The following is a 14,036-nucleotide window of genomic DNA, read 5'->3' as shown; positions in this document are numbered from 1 at the left end:
TTCTCCAACAGAAAAGCCCGCGAACGAAGCCTCCAGGGGTGCGGAGATGTCGCGGGACTGGCGGGCTATAGCGGAAAAGGGGGGGACGAGCAAGGCTCGGGCGGATGGATCTAGCGGTCAACCACCCGCTGGACCGGAACCTGAGGAAACGGCTCCATGCGCTCGCGAATGCCGGCGGCTGCAACGAAGGCTCCGGCGGTGTCGCGCGAAAGCTGGCGGGACGGCGAAATGACCTCGACGGTGATACGGGCGTTGAATGCGTAGAAGATGGTGAGCGCTGCGAAGCGCTCGGGCGTCTGCCCGCCCGAAATGCGGTAGTCCGCGAAGATGGCTGGAAACCCGCGGGCGCGGCCGGTGCGCCAGCCCAGCATCTCCACCCGGCGGGTGCCGCCGGAGCGCCAGTCGAGATTGCTCTGCCACCGCTGCAAACCGACGGGAAGCCGCTCGCGGGCTGCGTTCTCCAGGCCGCGGGGGTCGATGCTGCGTGTCGGACTGTTGCCGACACTCGTGAAAACATGGACCGGGTAAGGGCAGGCGAGATCGCGGCAGCGAAATGTCCGCGTCTTGCCAATGGTGGAGACGACGGTCCACTTCGCCGGATCGGGTGGAACAAGCGATATCGCCGTCACGGGCATTTGTCGTGGACGCGCCGCAGCGGGAGGTGCTGCCGCCACCTCGCTTGCCTGGATGACAGAAAAAATGGCTATCACAGCGCTTGCTGTGAGATTCAAGGCAATAATTCTGGCATTCGATGGTTGTGCTGTCGCGCGGTATGCGTACATTAGAATTATTCTCATTTACTGAATGCTATGTCCTTCATGGCTCAGGATCGGTGTTCCGTTGAGAATGTCAATGTGTACTTGTCGGATATTATAATCTATTATGTTAGTCGGCTTTGAAATGGTTGACTTCGCATCCTTGTGAACCTCGCCGCGGCTTGGCGCGACCAACGGGGACAGTTGCAATCCCACCATTGGTGAGCCGATCATGCAGGCATTCTTTCAGCGCTGGACCGCCGATTGGCATCGCATGGACCGCATCGCGGCCCGCCGCGGCTGGCAGCACGAGGCGCCGGCGATTCGCCCACCTGCCGAATCCGATAAACTCGCCGCGTTCGAGGCCCGTCATCAGGTCACGATCCCTACGCAACTGCGTACGATCCTCGCTGAATGTTCGGCAGGCGTCTGGTTTAGCTGGTCGGTGCCGCCGGAGCTGCGGCCGCTGGAGCGTGAGAGGCGGCCGACCCAGGGCGGTCTGGGCGGGATGGTCTTCGACCTCGACTATATCGACCAATACGCGCTGGCGAATTTCGCGCACTGGCGCTTGCAACATGCCAGGCACCCGCGCGAGTCCGAAGTGCCCGACGATCCCTCGATGTGGGTCGGCCAGTTTGCCTTTGCCGAACTGGTCAATGGCGACATGCTGACCATCGATTGCTCTTCCGCCAACGGGGCCCAGCCGGTCCGCTATTTCAGCCATGAGCTGGAAGGCCTGCACGGCCGGATCATCGCGCCGGATTTCGTCAGCTTCATCACGGAATATTCGACGCTCGGCTGCGCCGGCGACACCCAGGACGACTGGTTTGCCTTCTGCGACATGACCGATCCGGCGCAGGCCATGCTCAGGGCCGACAGTCCCGGCGGCAAGGCCTGGCTGGACTGGCTTTCCGACCTGCGACCGGAGGCCGATGCGCCACCGCGGGTCGTGATGGCGAAGAGCCGGGCGGACCATGACCTCCTCACCGCTGCCCAGGCCGGCAACCGCGCCATGGTCCTGCGCGCGCTGGACGATGGCGCGGCGATCGATGCCTGCGCCGAGGGGGCGTGGAGCGCCGAGTTCGTCACGCCGTTGATCCATGCCGTCCGCAACGATGACCGCGCCATGATGGAGTTGCTCGTGTCACGCGGAGCTGCGATCAACACCCGCCGCATGGTGCTGGGCGAGGCGGCCGAGTTGTCGTCCCTCGAGACGGTGCGCTGGCTGATCGCGCAGGGCGCGCGCGTCAATGGCTGGAAGGGCGAGCGGCACTGGCCGCTGCACCGGCTGGTCGAGCAGCGCAAGCAGGATGCGCAGGGCGGCGAGGAGGCCTATTTCGGTATTCTGGAAGCGCTTCTCGACGCCGGCGCCGATCCCGATGCCCCCTGGGACAATGGCCTGACCATGCTGATGGTGTGTGGTCCGGGCACGGCGCGCGTTCTGCTCGCCCATGGCGCCGATCCCGACCGGCGCGACGATTCTGGCGAGGCGGCGCTACATCGCCAGTGGAGCGGGGAGGTCGTCCGGCTGCTCGTCGCTCACGGCGCCGACGTCAACGCCCTGTCGCCCCCACCACCGGGGGAAGAGATGCGCTCCCGTCGGCCCGTCCATTCCGCGCTCCTGTCAGTATCCAGCATGCCTGATCTGGTGGCCGCGCTGATCGATTGCGGGGCCGATCCCCTCCTGCTCGATGGAAGAGGCTGCAATGGCTTCTTCTATTGCCAGACGCGTGCGGATATCGAGATGCTGATCATGCTCGGCTTTCCGTTCGACGTGCAGGCGCGCGCCACCGACGGTTCGACGCTTTTGCACAACTTCATCCGGAAGTCGGGTCCCTATCCTCTCCAGGAACCGGGCGTGCAAATGGTGACCTTCCTTGTCGAGCGGGGTGTCGCCATCAACGCCGTCAACCGGGCCGGCCGCACCGTTCTGCATGTGGCTGCGGAAACGAGTGAGGCTTCCACAGCCGCCACGCTGATCGCGCTCGGTGCTGACAAGACCATCGCGGATGCCGCGGGACGCCGGCCCGTCGATCTGCTTGGTGCCAGCACGAAGCCGCGAGAGCAGGCCTTGCGCAGCCTTCTGAAATAGCGGGGTCTCGCCCTTCGACCTTACGCTACGCTGGTCAGCACTGGCGTTGCCGCTTAGAACTCCCGCCTATCGCGAACTGATCGTCTCCGAAACCCGCCCACAAGGAGCCGCCATGCGGATATCCGCCGTTCTGGTCCTGACGACTGCCCTCTGTGGCTCCGCCCAGGCCTTCACTGTCTTCGATCACATCACGGCACCGCCGCGCACGCCGGATCCCTGCTTCCTGCGCGTCTATGACGGCGAGCATCTCGCCCGCAACCCGCGCCAGCGGGTGGTGCGCATGACACTGCGCCGTGTCCGCGAGGCGCCTGCTGAGGAGAACAACGAGGCGCGCTACACGGTGGCGCTGACGTTCCAGATCCGCGGCAATCGCGACCGGTTCGAGGTCAACGGCATCTGCACCGCGCGCGGCGAGGCGGCCGATTGTCAGGGCGAGGGCGATGCGGGTGCCTTCCGCCTGTCCACGCCGCCCGGCGGTGGGCTGAGGCTCGACGTCGTCGAGCGACTGCAGGCCGAGGGCGCCAGGGGCTTCAGCCCGGACCTGATGGCGAGCGACGACCGGGCCTTCCTGCTCGCGCGGGTCTCGTCGACACTCTGCCCGCGCGGCAACTAGGGCCGGGCGTCAGTCGTTGTCGCGGCCAAGCATGCCGTCGAAGGCGGCCTTGAGGTTCTCAAGCGACAGCGGACGGTAGGTGAAGACGACCTTCTTCGCGCCCGGGGGGATTTCCACGCCGCGGAACAGAACGTCGGTGCGCAGCAGCGGCCGCCTCACGCCGTCCACCTCGACCTCCCAGCCCGGATACCAGAGGGCGTGATCGGTGAGAACGGCGGTGGTCCTCGTCTCGACGGCGATCTCGACGCGGTCGGGGCGCCAGGAGACGATCTCGGCCTTGCCCGGCTGGGCATTGGCCGCGGCCTGGACATAGCTCTGCGACAGGTCGTCGTCGTCGTCGACCATCACCTCGGTGCCGGTGGCCGTCGTGCTCGCCGTGCGCGCGGGGAACCGGCCCTGATCGACCAGTTCGTCGGCGTCGGCAACACGCACCCGGCTGGCCAGGGCGACACGCGGGGCGGGGTTCGGCAGGCGGTAGATCCAGACTTTCGGACCGGCCATGACCGTCTCGACGACGGTCCGGCGATGCAGGTGCGGCATGGCCTCGATGGGACGGTCGAGCACGACATATTCGAGACCGAGCAGCTTGCTCAGGTCGCAGTCGTAGCCCGGGAAGGAGCCGTTCGGAAAGCGGCGGTGCAGCGCCGTGTAGGGGCTCTCGCCGGGGGCGACGAGCCGGTCATACTGGCCGATGCGCAGCGGGTTGTAGCCGTTGGTCGCCTCCAGGCCATAGACCATGGCGGCATTCTGCCAGGGACCGCCGAGGCCGACGATCTCGACGCGCGGCCTGACCGATCCGGTGTGGGAAGCCTGGATCGCGCGCTGCACGATGCCGAGGATGCGGGCTTCCTCGCCCATCGGTTTCTCGAGGAAGGAATAATAGGCGCGCGGCTCCGCATTGAGCGAGGAGGCCGCGTTGCGGAGGACCAGTTCGCCGCCGGTGAAGGCAACGGCGACGCTTGCCGCGATCACCCGTGCGCGCGGCGAGCGGGCGAGCATGAACAGGACGATCAGCGCGCCATAGATCGGCAGTACCTTGGCGGTTTCGAGCGCGGCCTGCCAGCCCTTGGACGAGAGGGTGGAAAAGTCGATCGCCCAGGCAAACAGGCCGATCATGGCGCCGCCGAGAATGGCCAGCGCCCAGCGCGGCACCGCCGGCAGGCCTTGCTTCACATAATCGGAGACGAGGTAACCCGAGAGATAGGCGAGCGCCGGGATGAAGATGAACAGGCCGCCCACCGGCCGCCGGAACAGCGCGATGCCGGGGAAATACTGGAACATCAGCGGGAAGAACGGCGAGTAGCGGCCAACCGAATAGAGCAGCGCCAGCACCGCGACCACGGCGAAGACGCGGCGCCCGGAAGCAAGCAGCCGTCCGCCAGCCAGGCCGTGCCAGACCAGGAGCAGGGCCGTGAGGCTGCCGGCGAACATGTAGTTGAACGCCCGGTCCGTGCCGTCGATCCCCGGCCGGGTGCCATGGCTCGGGCCCCAGTCGCCGAGCGACGACGGCTGCAGCGAGCCCAGCACGTTGGGCGCGAAGAAATTGGCGATGTTGACCGGGTAGAGCGACGACAGCAGCGCCGTATCCAGGCTGATATGCGGGCGGTTGGAATAGTCGGCGAACTGCACGGTGAGCAGCATGGGCACGGCGATCAGCGCGAGCGCGGTTGCCCCCATGAGCAGCAGGACGGGCAGGCGGGTCAGGGCATAGCGGAGCGGCTCGGGCCGGACCAGCAGATGGCGCGCGGCGAGCACGACCAGGATGATCGACAGGATGAGCGGGGTCTGGGTGCGCCCAAGCGCGATCAGGGCAGCCGTCGCGCCGAAACCGATCGCCGCCAGCCATGAGCGGCGGTCGAAGGCCACTTCAAGCAGCAGGACCGCCAGCGGGAACAGGCCATAGGCAGTGATGATGCCGACATGGTTCAGCCGGCCCGAGACGACGCCGCCGAACATGAACACGGCAGCGGCCAGAACGGAGGCGGCGGCCGGCCAGCCGTGGCGATGGCCATAGCCGGCAAGGGCCAGGCCGCCAACCAGCAGGTGGCCATAGACCAGGGCGTCGAAGGCCAGCATGGTCGGGCTGGCGTCAAGCCAGGCCCAGAGCACGAAGGGCGGCTGGAAGATCAGGGATTGCGGATCGGCGATGCTGGGGTGGCCGCCATAGTGGTAGGGGTTCCAGAAGGGCGTCGAGCCCTCGTGAAGGGCGGTCGCGAGGAAGCGGAAGAAGGCATAGAACTGGTTCTTGGAATCCCAGGGAACCACGGTGTCGGTGAGGCGCCACTGGATCGCGGCGAGCGCCCAGAGTGCGGTGATCGCCACAAGAGCGATGACAAGCTCACCCTGCCTGCTGGCTGCGAAGCGGGCAACAGAAGTCCCGGCCTGGACGGCCAGATCCTTCACGCGGCGCGCGCCATGTCCCCCGGCGCGGGCCTCAGAATAGGCACTCATCCAGCATCCTTCCGGCCTTCTTCGAGGCCGTGCGCGTCGTCACACTCAACTCTGCACCAACCCACCCCGGGGCAGTCTGACTGACCCAGCAGGGAACGTGCCAAGGATCTGTATCGTTTCTAATATGAACGCTGGATGAAGCGTTGCGGTTACTGGGTTTTGCCCTCATCCGCGAACCAGGGCTGAGCCATGGCAAGGGCGTGACGGCCAAGGTCGGGGGCCCAGCGTGCCAGACGTACCTCGAAGGCCTTGACGTCGCGGGCAAACAGCGCCCGCATCGCCTCGTCGAAATCCGGTTGGTTGCCGGCAATGGCGGTGGCGAAGCGGTAGGCCGCATCACGGGCACGGGCGCCTGCTTCGCCTGTTTCGGAGGCAAACCTTGCCGTCTCGACGAGGCGCCGCAGGGCAACGGACGCGCCGCCGGGCTGGCGCGACAACCAGTCCCAGTGCCGCGGCAGCAGGGTCACCTCGCGGGCGACGACGCCGAGCTTCGGGCGGCCGGGGCCGCGCGGCTCGGGCGCCTGGACAGGGACAAGACGGGCGGCGACATCACCGGCGGTGCCGCGCAGGTCGAATTCCACCTGTTCGCCGCTGGCATCATCGAAGACGAGGATCGGGTCGCCGCCGCCCTGGGCCATGGCCGTATGGGCGGCCAATGCCACGGCAAGCCGGTCTCCGGTGCCAATGCGGGTGGTGCCTTCGAAGGCGGTGAGGGTAGCGGGATGAGGGGCTGGCTGTTCGGTCATCAGCGCCAGATAGCCGCCAAGAAAGCTCTCGTCAATATCATCCGGGTAAAAATAGAAAACTGTGGCTTGGCGCAAATCAGGGCGGCCGTGGTAAAGTCCAGGCATGGCCAGTTTCGATCAGACACGCTCGACCTATGGGGGCCTGCGCGGCCTCATCGCCAACCTCGCCACGGGCCTGACCCAGCGGGCCGAGAGTTTCGCGCGGCGGTTCAACGAGTTCATGCCGAAGGGGCTTTATGCCCGCTCGCTGATCATCGTGATCGCGCCGATCGTCATCCTGCAGTCGATCGTCGCCTATGTGTTCATGGAGCGGCATTGGCAGCTCGTCACCTATCGCCTGTCGGCGGCGGTGACGCAGGACATCGCGGCCCTGATCGACATCCACAAGACCTATCCGCAGGACCGCGATTACGAGACGCTCCGGCGCATCGCCCGCGACCGGCTCAACCTGATGATCGAGATCCTGCCGCCCGAGCCCTTGCCGGCGGCGGGGCCGCGGCCGTTCTTCGACGTTCTGGACGCGGCCTTGTCGCGCGAGATCGCTTTGCAGACCGGGCGGCCCTTCTGGATCGATACGGTGGGCAATTCCGCGCTGGTCGAAATCCGCGTGCAGCTCGAGAACGGCTCGATTCTCAAGGTCTTCGCCCGGCGCGGCATGGCCTATGCCTCCAACAGTCACATCTTCCTGGTCTGGATGGTGATCGCCTCCGTCATCCTGCTCGGCATCGCCATCCTGTTCCTGCGCAACCAGATCCGGCCGATCCAGGCGCTGGCGGCGGCGGCCGAGGATTTCGGCAAGGGGCGAGAGGTCATCGGCTTTCGGCCCCGCGGCGCGAGCGAGGTGAGGGCGGCGGCGCTCGCCTTCATCGAGATGAAGCGGCGCATCGAGCGGCAGATCGACCAGCGCACCACGATGCTCGCCGGCGTCAGCCACGATCTGAGAACCGTGCTAACCCGGTTCAAGCTGGAACTGGCGCTCTTGCCGGAGGGGCCGGAGACCGAGGCCATGCTGCGCGATGTCGACGAGATGGCGCGCATGCTGGAGGCCTATCTCGCCTTTGCCCGCGGCGATTCCGGCGAATTGCCGGTCGAGACCGACGTGGCCGCGCTGCTGGAGGAATTGCGCGGCGATGCCGAGCGGGCGGGCCAGGAGGCGACCGTGTCGTTCCATGGCGAGCCGATGGTGAAAGTGCGCGCCGATGCGTTCAAGCGCTGCCTCGCCAATCTGATCACCAATTCGGCCCGCCATGCCGACAAGGTGGCGATCATCGGCCATCGCGACCATCGCTGGCTGTCGGTTACCGTGGACGACGATGGGCCGGGCATTCCGATGGAGCGGCGCGAGGACGTGTTCAAGCCGTTCCTCAGGCTCGATGACGCGCGCAATGTCGACGAGGGCGGCTCGGGCCTGGGACTTGCGATCGCCCGCGACATCGCCCGCTCGCACGGCGGCGAGATTTCGCTGCTCGACAGCCCGCTCGGCGGCCTGCGCGCGACGGTCCGAATTCCGGTCTGATCAGGCGGCGGAAGCCTGAGGTCCGCTGTAGCGGGCGCGGGCCCACAGCACGGCATCGTGGGCAAGCATGGAGAGATGCGCGCCGGTGATCGCCGCCGAGACCGCCATGCCAACCAGCCAATAGGCCGGCATGGACGACAGCGTGGTGGAGGCGGACGGAATGCGGCTGGCTTCATCGAGCAGCGGCCGCGACCAGTGGGCGAGCAGGACAAGGCCGGCCAGGCCGCCCAGCACCACGGCGCTGGAGCGCATGTTGGCGATCGGCTCGGAGGGGCCGAGGAACGGCCTTATCGTGCCGACCAGCACCAGCGTCAGCATGATCGCCCACGAGACGGCGTGGGCGCCGGCATAGACCTCGGCCTCGAAGATGCGGCCGGCGCCGACAAAGGCGTCGAGCCGGGCGGCGAGCGTTTCCGGCGACATCCAGAGGATCGACAGGCGATAGCCGGGTACGGCCTCGATCAGGCCCCAGCCTGTCGTGGCGGAGGCCAATGCGACAGCCGCGAGATAGATGGCGCAGAAGGTGACGATCAGCCGTCGCATGCCCTGAACTCCCAGTCCCGGAGCGAAGCCTAGGCGGGGGAGGGAGGGGCGGCAACGAAATGGTAAAGAAAGGGTTAACGTCGCGTGCCGTTGCGGAAGGGAGCGGGGGCACTTGCCCCTGCGCGATCTCCCCCGAACGGGCGAAGGCACGGGGCTCCTGCCATCCGCTAGGCTGCCTGATCATGACCGTGAAAAGGGGATGCCTATGACCGCCACCCAGCCGAAGGCCATCCGTGACTGGCATGCGCTGGCGGAGGCGCGCGATGCGTCCGGCCTCGAGCAGCTGCTCGCCGACGATGTGGTGTTCGTCTCACCCGTGGTGCACACGCCGCAGGTGGGCAAGGCGATCACCAAGGCCTATCTGACGGCGGCGTTGGATGTGCTCAACAACGGCTCGTTCCGGTACCTCAACGAGTGGATCGGGGAGAACTCGGCCGTGCTGGAATTCGAGACGGTGATCGAGGGGATCACGCTCAACGGCATCGACATGATCACGTGGGATGCCGAGGACCGGATCAGCCATTTCAAGGTGATGGTCCGCCCGCTGAAGGCGATCAACATGCTCCACCAGATGATGGGCGCGCGGTTGATGGCGATGAAGGGCGGCTGAGGCGGCCTGACCCCGCGGGAGCAGAAGGCGCTCTGAACACGGATAGCGCCAGATCTGCGGCATGTCTGGCCGGCTGTTCTATCCAGACCTCATGTATTGGCGAAAGACATCATCCCTTCGTCTTGTTTTTCATAGTTATAGAATGCTCGAACTGTGGCGCTCCGGCGACTCCAGATACAAAACAAATCCTGAAAACGACTGTTTCCTTGATGCGTAACGCAGGAGTCGCATAGTTGCTTCAACCACCACGACTGGTGGAACAAGCAATGGAGAGCATCATGCGCAAGGTCAGCGGTCTCGCTTTGGCAATCGCCCTGTTGGGCGTCGGAACGGCTTCGGCGGCCGATCTCGGACCGGCCCGTATGCCGATGACGGCCGTGGCGGTTGCGCCTGCCGGCATGAACTGGACGGGCTTCTATATCGGCGGTCATCTGGGCGCGGCCTCGGTGTCCAGCGGCTACAATGCCTTCACGCCGTGGAACGCCTTTGCCGGCTTCGACATGCAGAATCTCGGTGGTTCAGCGCTGATGGGCGGCATGCAGATCGGCTACAATTACCAGATCAACAACCTGGTTCTGGGTCTCGAGGCTGATCTCTCCGCGCTTGGCTTCAAGAAGTCGTCGACGACCTCCATCCTGCGTGGCGCCGGCGTGCCGGTGTTCGATCGCTCGCTGAGCTGGACGGCGACGCTGGCCCCGCGCCTCGGTGTCACCTTCGGCCGCGCCCTGCTGTTTGCGAAGGCTGGTCTGGCGGTCGGCGGCTTCTCGGTCGGCCACAACCAGAACGCTTACATTTCGGGATCGACGACCCGGCTTGGCCTGATGGTCGGCGCGGGTCTGGAATATGCGGTCACGCAGAACCTGACGGCGAAGCTTGAGTACAATTACATGAACTTCGGCACGTTCCGCACCGACATGGCCGGTGCGCCGTCGATCTGGGTCACGCAACGCGGCGACGTTCATGCCGTCAAGGTGGGCGTCAACTATCTGTTCTCGACCGGCCCGTCGGCGGTCGTCGCCCGCTACTGAGCCATTTGCCTGGCAAAGGAAAGCCGCCCTTCGGGGCGGCTTTTTTCATGCGCGATGTCGATGGGACCATCAGGGGGACCATCAGGCCGCCTGATCGGCTGGCCTGCCGCCGAGCGCTTCCATCACCCGCTGCGCTTCGGGCGAAATGATGCGGTGGAACACTTCGCGGCTGTCGCGGCGCGAGGCGATCACGCCGGCATTGCGCAGCACGCCGAGATGGTGGCTGACGATCGGCAGGCGAAAGCCGGCGCGGGCGGCAATGGTGCTGCTCGACAATTCGCCCCGGCCCATGCAGGCCAGCAGCACGAGGCGCTGCGCATGCGCCATCGGCTTCAGCAGCAATTCGGCCTTGGCCGCCTCTGTCAGTTTGTCTGCGCAGGAATCTGTCATGCACGCTTCCCCATCCGTTCTTAAGAATGGGGCCAGTCTATGCACGTATAAATTCGTATGCCTTGCGCTGCCACAAAGCATGGATGGTTGTCAGCGGCCGCGCTCGCAGGCGGTGGCGGCCGAGACGTCCGAGCCCTGCGGGCGGAACTTGAGAACCTGCGAGCCGCCGAGCATGGCGCCGTTCGGAACCCAGTCGCCGGCCTGGTTCATGGCAGGCGGGTTGGCCGTGCACAGGCAGGGGCCGCAATAGGTCACGGCGCGCGCCGAGGTCGCGGCGTTGGGGGCGGTCGCGCCCGACATGGCGCCGGCACCGGCGGTGAGGGCGAGGGCGGCGTAGGCGGTCTTGGCAACGGCGAGGAACATGGTCTTGGCTCCTACTGGTGGCCCGCTCGGGGCGCTCTGTGGATCACTTGAACATGGGTCGGATGGGGACGAGAAAAGGTTCGACGACGGAGAGAGAATTTTTCGAGCGGGCGGCGAGGGCGGTCGTGTGGTGAGGCCCATCAGGCCTCACGAACCTTGCGGCTTGACCACGCCGCGTGCCTGCATGGGTTTCCATCTGGTGGAGCCAGAAACGTCCAACCGTCACCATCGTCATCCCCGGCGAGGCCAAAGGCCGAGGGAAGGGGATCCAGGAAATGTTGTGGCTGGGTGGAAGCCGACACGGCAGCGGCGATGAGCGAAGGAAGTCTGGCCCCCCTTCCCTCGGCCTTTGGCCTCGCCGGGGGTGACAAAGTGAGCGCAGAAGGCCCGCGAGCTGTCCTGAAAACCCTCCAGTGCCTCGAAATCTATCCCCGCGCGGGCGGGCGGCAGCCCATGGCGACCTGGCCATGCGGCGGATCGCTCGGCTGCCAGCGCAGCGTGATGCGGGCGCCCATGGTGCCGGAGCGTACCCAGCGGCCAGGCGTGGTCATCTGGGGCGGCGTGTCCTCACAGAGGCAGCCGGTGCAATAGACGGGATTGGCGCGGACGCCGGCAGGCGTGTCCTGCGCCAGCGCGAGACCGCCGGTCATCACGAGGCCGGCAAGGATAGCGGTGCGGGTCAGGGTCTTGACCATGGCAAGGCTCCGGATCGGGGCGGCCAAGCCGCCCTTCAGGCATGGTGTCGCGGATCAACCGCGTGTCGTCGCGAACCGCGAGCCGTGAGGCCGTTGGTCCTTGTTGGACATCCCGACGAGAGGCGCCGTATCGCCTGGGACTGTCGCGAAGAGTGGCCCTTGAGCCCCTCACTTGACCATGGGTCGCGAGGTTCGCTGAAAAGGTTCAGCCGATACCTCGGATTTCTGATCCGGCCTTCACACAGCCGAACGCCACGGCCGCGAGGGCCGTGGCGTCCAGAAGTGCGAGCCGTTCAAACGGCCGAGGGTCAGCTGCGATCGACGAAGGCCGGAGCCTGGTTCAGCTGCTCCTTGGTGCGCTGGATCACGCCGAACACCTTGCCGTTGGAGTCCATCTGCCAGCGGACATCGGTGAAGTTCACCGCGACCGACTTCTCCCCGATGCCGAGGAAGCCGCCGACGCCCATCACCACCTGGTGGACGCGGCCATCATTGCCGATGACGAGATTGTCGATCTCGCCGATGCGATCATGGTTGGAGGTCATGGTCTTCCAGTCGGCATCCGACATGGTCGGGAAGCCGGAGACCGAGCCGGTGGTCATCGGGGAGGCTGCGTCAGTCCGCGAACCTGCCTGCTTCGGCGCATAGATGGCGGCACCGACAATGCGCGACGACGTCGTCTCGTTGCCCGACATTGTGGTCGATGCGCCGCCACGGGTGGCCGGAGCCTGGGTGGTGGGTGCCATCGGCGTGGTCTGGGTCGACGGCGCGGTCTGGGCCAGCACGCCGGTCGACAGCAAGGCGACGGCAGCGGTGGCGGTGAGCAGGTTGCGGAGCGTCTTGTTCGTGGTCATCGGGTGTTCCTTCATCTTTGCGGGGCTTGTCGCCCCATGGGTGAAGAACCCGCCCGATGCGCCGGGGTTGCCGCGAGGGCCTAAAAAATCGCTCGCCGCCGCAAGGCCGCGCTCCCAAAGGCACAAAGGGCGCGCCGGTTGCCCGACGCGCCCTGATGGTCTCGAAACGAAGAAGGTTCAGCGCAGCTCGGCGCAGAACTTCTGGATCTTCTCGCAGGCGGTGGTCAGCGTCTCGGTCGATTCCGCATAGGACAGGCGGAAGGCCGGGCCGAGGCCGAAGGCCGAGCCGTGGACGATGGCGACGCCTTCGCTCTCCACCAGTTCCATGGCGAAGTCCTCGTCGGTGGCGATCACCTTGCCGGCCGAGGTGGTCTTGCCAATCACGTCCTTGATCGAGGGATAGACATAGAAGGCGCCTTCCGGCGTCGGGCACTGGAGACCCTTGGCCTGGTTGAGCATCGAGACCACGAGGTCGCGGCGCTGCTCGAAGGCCTTGCGGCGCGCCGGGATGTAATCCTGTGTGCCGTTCAGCGCTTCCACGCCCGCCCACTGGGCGATGGTGTTGGCGCCAGACGTCTGCTGGCCCTGGATGAGGTCCATGGCCTTGATCAGCGGCTCGGGACCGGCGGCATAGCCGATGCGCCAGCCGGTCATCGAATAGGCCTTGGACAGGCCGTTCATGGTCAGCGTGCGCTCGTAGAGGGCGGGCTCGACCTGCGCCGGGGTGGTGAAGGTGAAGTCGCCATAGACGAGATGCTCGTACATGTCGTCGGTGAGGATCCAGACATGCGGGTGCTTCATCAGCACGTCGGTCAGCGCCTTCAGCTCGGCGCGCGTATAGGCGGCGCCCGTCGGGTTCGACGGCGAGTTGAACAGGAACCACTTGGTCTTCGGCGTGATCGCGCGGTCAAGCGCCTCAGCGGTCAGCTTGTAATTGGTCTCGGGGCCTGCCGAGACGAAGGTCGGCGTGCCGCCGCAGAGCGCCACCATTTCCGGATAGGAGACCCAGTAGGGCGCCGGGATCAGCACCTCGTCGCCGGCATTCAGCGTCGCCATGAAGGCGTTGAACAGGACCTGCTTGCCGCCGGTGCAGACGATCGCCTGCTGCCACTTGTAGTCGAGGCCGTTCTCACGCTTGAACTTGGCGACGATGGCCTGGCGCAGTTCCGTGATGCCGGAGACAGCAGTGTACTTGGTCTTGCCGTCGGCGATCGCCTTGACGGCCGCCATCTTGATATTGTCCGGCGTGTCGAAATCCGGCTCGCCGGCCGAGAGCGAGATCACTTTCTTGCCCTGCGCATTCAGGTCACGAGCCTTCTGCGCCATGGCAATGGTGGCAGAGGGCTTCACGCGCTTCAGGGCGTCGGCAAGAAAGGCCAT

Annotated in this window: 14 protein-coding genes; 5 read left to right on the top strand and 9 right to left on the bottom strand. The window is 66.0% G+C overall.

Annotated features, from left to right (window positions below; translation table 11 throughout):
• Positions 1-110: 110 nt before the first annotated feature.
• Positions 111-782: a hypothetical protein gene (locus tag E8L99_RS22300; protein WP_137101622.1), complete on the bottom strand. Its 672-nt coding sequence runs from the start codon at positions 780-782 to the stop codon at positions 111-113.
• A 205-nt stretch (positions 783-987) separates the two neighbouring features.
• On the opposite strand from E8L99_RS22300, the gene E8L99_RS22295 reads away from it, so the two are divergent.
• Entirely contained in the window at positions 988-2,847 is a 1,860-nt protein-coding gene (locus tag E8L99_RS22295) for an ankyrin repeat domain-containing protein (RefSeq protein WP_137101621.1), read from the top strand.
• 112 nt (positions 2,848-2,959) lie between these two features.
• On the top strand, positions 2,960-3,460 hold the full coding sequence (locus E8L99_RS22290) for a hypothetical protein (protein ID WP_137101620.1): 501 nt from the start codon (positions 2,960-2,962) through the stop codon (positions 3,458-3,460).
• Positions 3,461-3,469: 9 nt separating this feature from the next.
• Here the strand turns inward: E8L99_RS22290 and E8L99_RS22285 are convergent, their stop codons facing one another.
• A complete protein-coding gene (locus E8L99_RS22285; protein WP_137101619.1) occupies positions 3,470-5,911 on the bottom strand; it encodes a YfhO family protein in 2,442 nt (813 codons plus the stop codon).
• A gap of 149 nt (positions 5,912-6,060) precedes the next feature.
• Positions 6,061-6,762: a DUF2239 family protein gene (locus E8L99_RS22280; RefSeq protein ID WP_252511189.1), complete on the bottom strand. Its 702-nt coding sequence runs from the start codon at positions 6,760-6,762 to the stop codon at positions 6,061-6,063.
• A gap of 49 nt (positions 6,763-6,811) precedes the next feature.
• Here E8L99_RS22280 and E8L99_RS22275 point away from each other — a divergent pair, with 49 nt between their 5' ends.
• Positions 6,812-8,173, top strand: a complete 1,362-nt coding sequence (locus E8L99_RS22275; RefSeq protein ID WP_391527503.1) for an ATP-binding protein — start codon at positions 6,812-6,814, stop codon at positions 8,171-8,173.
• Here E8L99_RS22275 and E8L99_RS22270 read toward each other — a convergent pair whose 3' ends face one another.
• A complete protein-coding gene (locus E8L99_RS22270; RefSeq protein WP_137101617.1) occupies positions 8,174-8,716 on the bottom strand; it encodes a hypothetical protein in 543 nt (180 codons plus the stop codon). It abuts the gene before it with no gap.
• 205 nt (positions 8,717-8,921) lie between these two features.
• On the opposite strand from E8L99_RS22270, the gene E8L99_RS22265 reads away from it, so the two are divergent.
• Complete coding sequence (locus E8L99_RS22265; protein ID WP_137101616.1) at positions 8,922-9,326, top strand: nuclear transport factor 2 family protein; 405 nt, start codon at positions 8,922-8,924, stop codon at positions 9,324-9,326.
• A 278-nt stretch (positions 9,327-9,604) separates the two neighbouring features.
• Complete coding sequence (locus E8L99_RS22260; protein WP_168201799.1) at positions 9,605-10,354, top strand: outer membrane protein; 750 nt, start codon at positions 9,605-9,607, stop codon at positions 10,352-10,354.
• An 81-nt stretch (positions 10,355-10,435) separates the two neighbouring features.
• On the opposite strand, the gene E8L99_RS22255 is transcribed toward E8L99_RS22260, so the two are convergent.
• From E8L99_RS22255 to E8L99_RS22235, 5 genes are all read right to left on the bottom strand, one after another.
• Positions 10,436-10,744, bottom strand: a complete 309-nt coding sequence (locus tag E8L99_RS22255) for an ArsR/SmtB family transcription factor (protein ID WP_168201798.1) — start codon at positions 10,742-10,744, stop codon at positions 10,436-10,438.
• Between the two features lie 90 nt (positions 10,745-10,834).
• Positions 10,835-11,107: a hypothetical protein gene (locus E8L99_RS23890; RefSeq protein WP_168201797.1), complete on the bottom strand. Its 273-nt coding sequence runs from the start codon at positions 11,105-11,107 to the stop codon at positions 10,835-10,837.
• Positions 11,108-11,532: 425 nt separating this feature from the next.
• Positions 11,533-11,802 carry a hypothetical protein gene (locus E8L99_RS22245; protein WP_137101613.1) on the bottom strand — a complete coding sequence of 90 codons (270 nt, stop codon included), beginning with the start codon at positions 11,800-11,802 and terminating at the stop codon, positions 11,533-11,535.
• 308 nt (positions 11,803-12,110) lie between these two features.
• The gene (locus tag E8L99_RS22240; RefSeq protein WP_168201796.1) at positions 12,111-12,656 is read right to left on the bottom strand and encodes a PRC-barrel domain-containing protein; all 546 of its coding nucleotides are present in this window, start codon (positions 12,654-12,656) and stop codon (positions 12,111-12,113) included.
• Between the two features lie 177 nt (positions 12,657-12,833).
• Positions 12,834-14,036, bottom strand: coding sequence for a pyridoxal phosphate-dependent aminotransferase (locus E8L99_RS22235; protein WP_137101611.1), 1,203 nt, complete (start codon positions 14,034-14,036; stop codon positions 12,834-12,836).

The organism is Phreatobacter aquaticus, from assembly GCF_005160265.1.
Taxonomy (GTDB): domain Bacteria; phylum Pseudomonadota; class Alphaproteobacteria; order Rhizobiales; family Phreatobacteraceae; genus Phreatobacter; species Phreatobacter aquaticus.
Note: the sequence above shows the minus strand (reverse complement) of the source record. Positions and strands in the feature narration are given on the sequence as shown.

What these genes read in the sequence shown, in the direction of transcription:
- E8L99_RS22300 (WP_137101622.1), bottom strand. Translation starts at nt 782, where the DNA reads ATGTACGCATACCGCGCGACAGCACAACCATCGAATGCCAGAATTATT.
- E8L99_RS22295 (WP_137101621.1), top strand. Translation starts at nt 988, where the DNA reads ATGCAGGCATTCTTTCAGCGCTGGACCGCCGATTGGCATCGCATGGAC.
- E8L99_RS22290 (WP_137101620.1), top strand. Translation starts at nt 2,960, where the DNA reads ATGCGGATATCCGCCGTTCTGGTCCTGACGACTGCCCTCTGTGGCTCC.
- E8L99_RS22285 (WP_137101619.1), bottom strand. Translation starts at nt 5,911, where the DNA reads ATGAGTGCCTATTCTGAGGCCCGCGCCGGGGGACATGGCGCGCGCCGC.
- E8L99_RS22280 (WP_252511189.1), bottom strand. Translation starts at nt 6,762, where the DNA reads ATGCCTGGACTTTACCACGGCCGCCCTGATTTGCGCCAAGCCACAGTT.
- E8L99_RS22270 (WP_137101617.1), bottom strand. Translation starts at nt 8,716, where the DNA reads ATGCGACGGCTGATCGTCACCTTCTGCGCCATCTATCTCGCGGCTGTC.
- E8L99_RS22265 (WP_137101616.1), top strand. Translation starts at nt 8,922, where the DNA reads ATGACCGCCACCCAGCCGAAGGCCATCCGTGACTGGCATGCGCTGGCG.
- E8L99_RS22260 (WP_168201799.1), top strand. Translation starts at nt 9,605, where the DNA reads ATGCGCAAGGTCAGCGGTCTCGCTTTGGCAATCGCCCTGTTGGGCGTC.
- E8L99_RS22255 (WP_168201798.1), bottom strand. Translation starts at nt 10,744, where the DNA reads ATGACAGATTCCTGCGCAGACAAACTGACAGAGGCGGCCAAGGCCGAA.
- E8L99_RS23890 (WP_168201797.1), bottom strand. Translation starts at nt 11,107, where the DNA reads ATGTTCCTCGCCGTTGCCAAGACCGCCTACGCCGCCCTCGCCCTCACC.
- E8L99_RS22245 (WP_137101613.1), bottom strand. Translation starts at nt 11,802, where the DNA reads ATGGTCAAGACCCTGACCCGCACCGCTATCCTTGCCGGCCTCGTGATG.
- E8L99_RS22240 (WP_168201796.1), bottom strand. Translation starts at nt 12,656, where the DNA reads ATGACCACGAACAAGACGCTCCGCAACCTGCTCACCGCCACCGCTGCC.
- E8L99_RS22235 (WP_137101611.1), bottom strand. Translation starts at nt 14,036, where the DNA reads ATGGCCTTTCTTGCCGACGCCCTGAAGCGCGTGAAGCCCTCTGCCACC.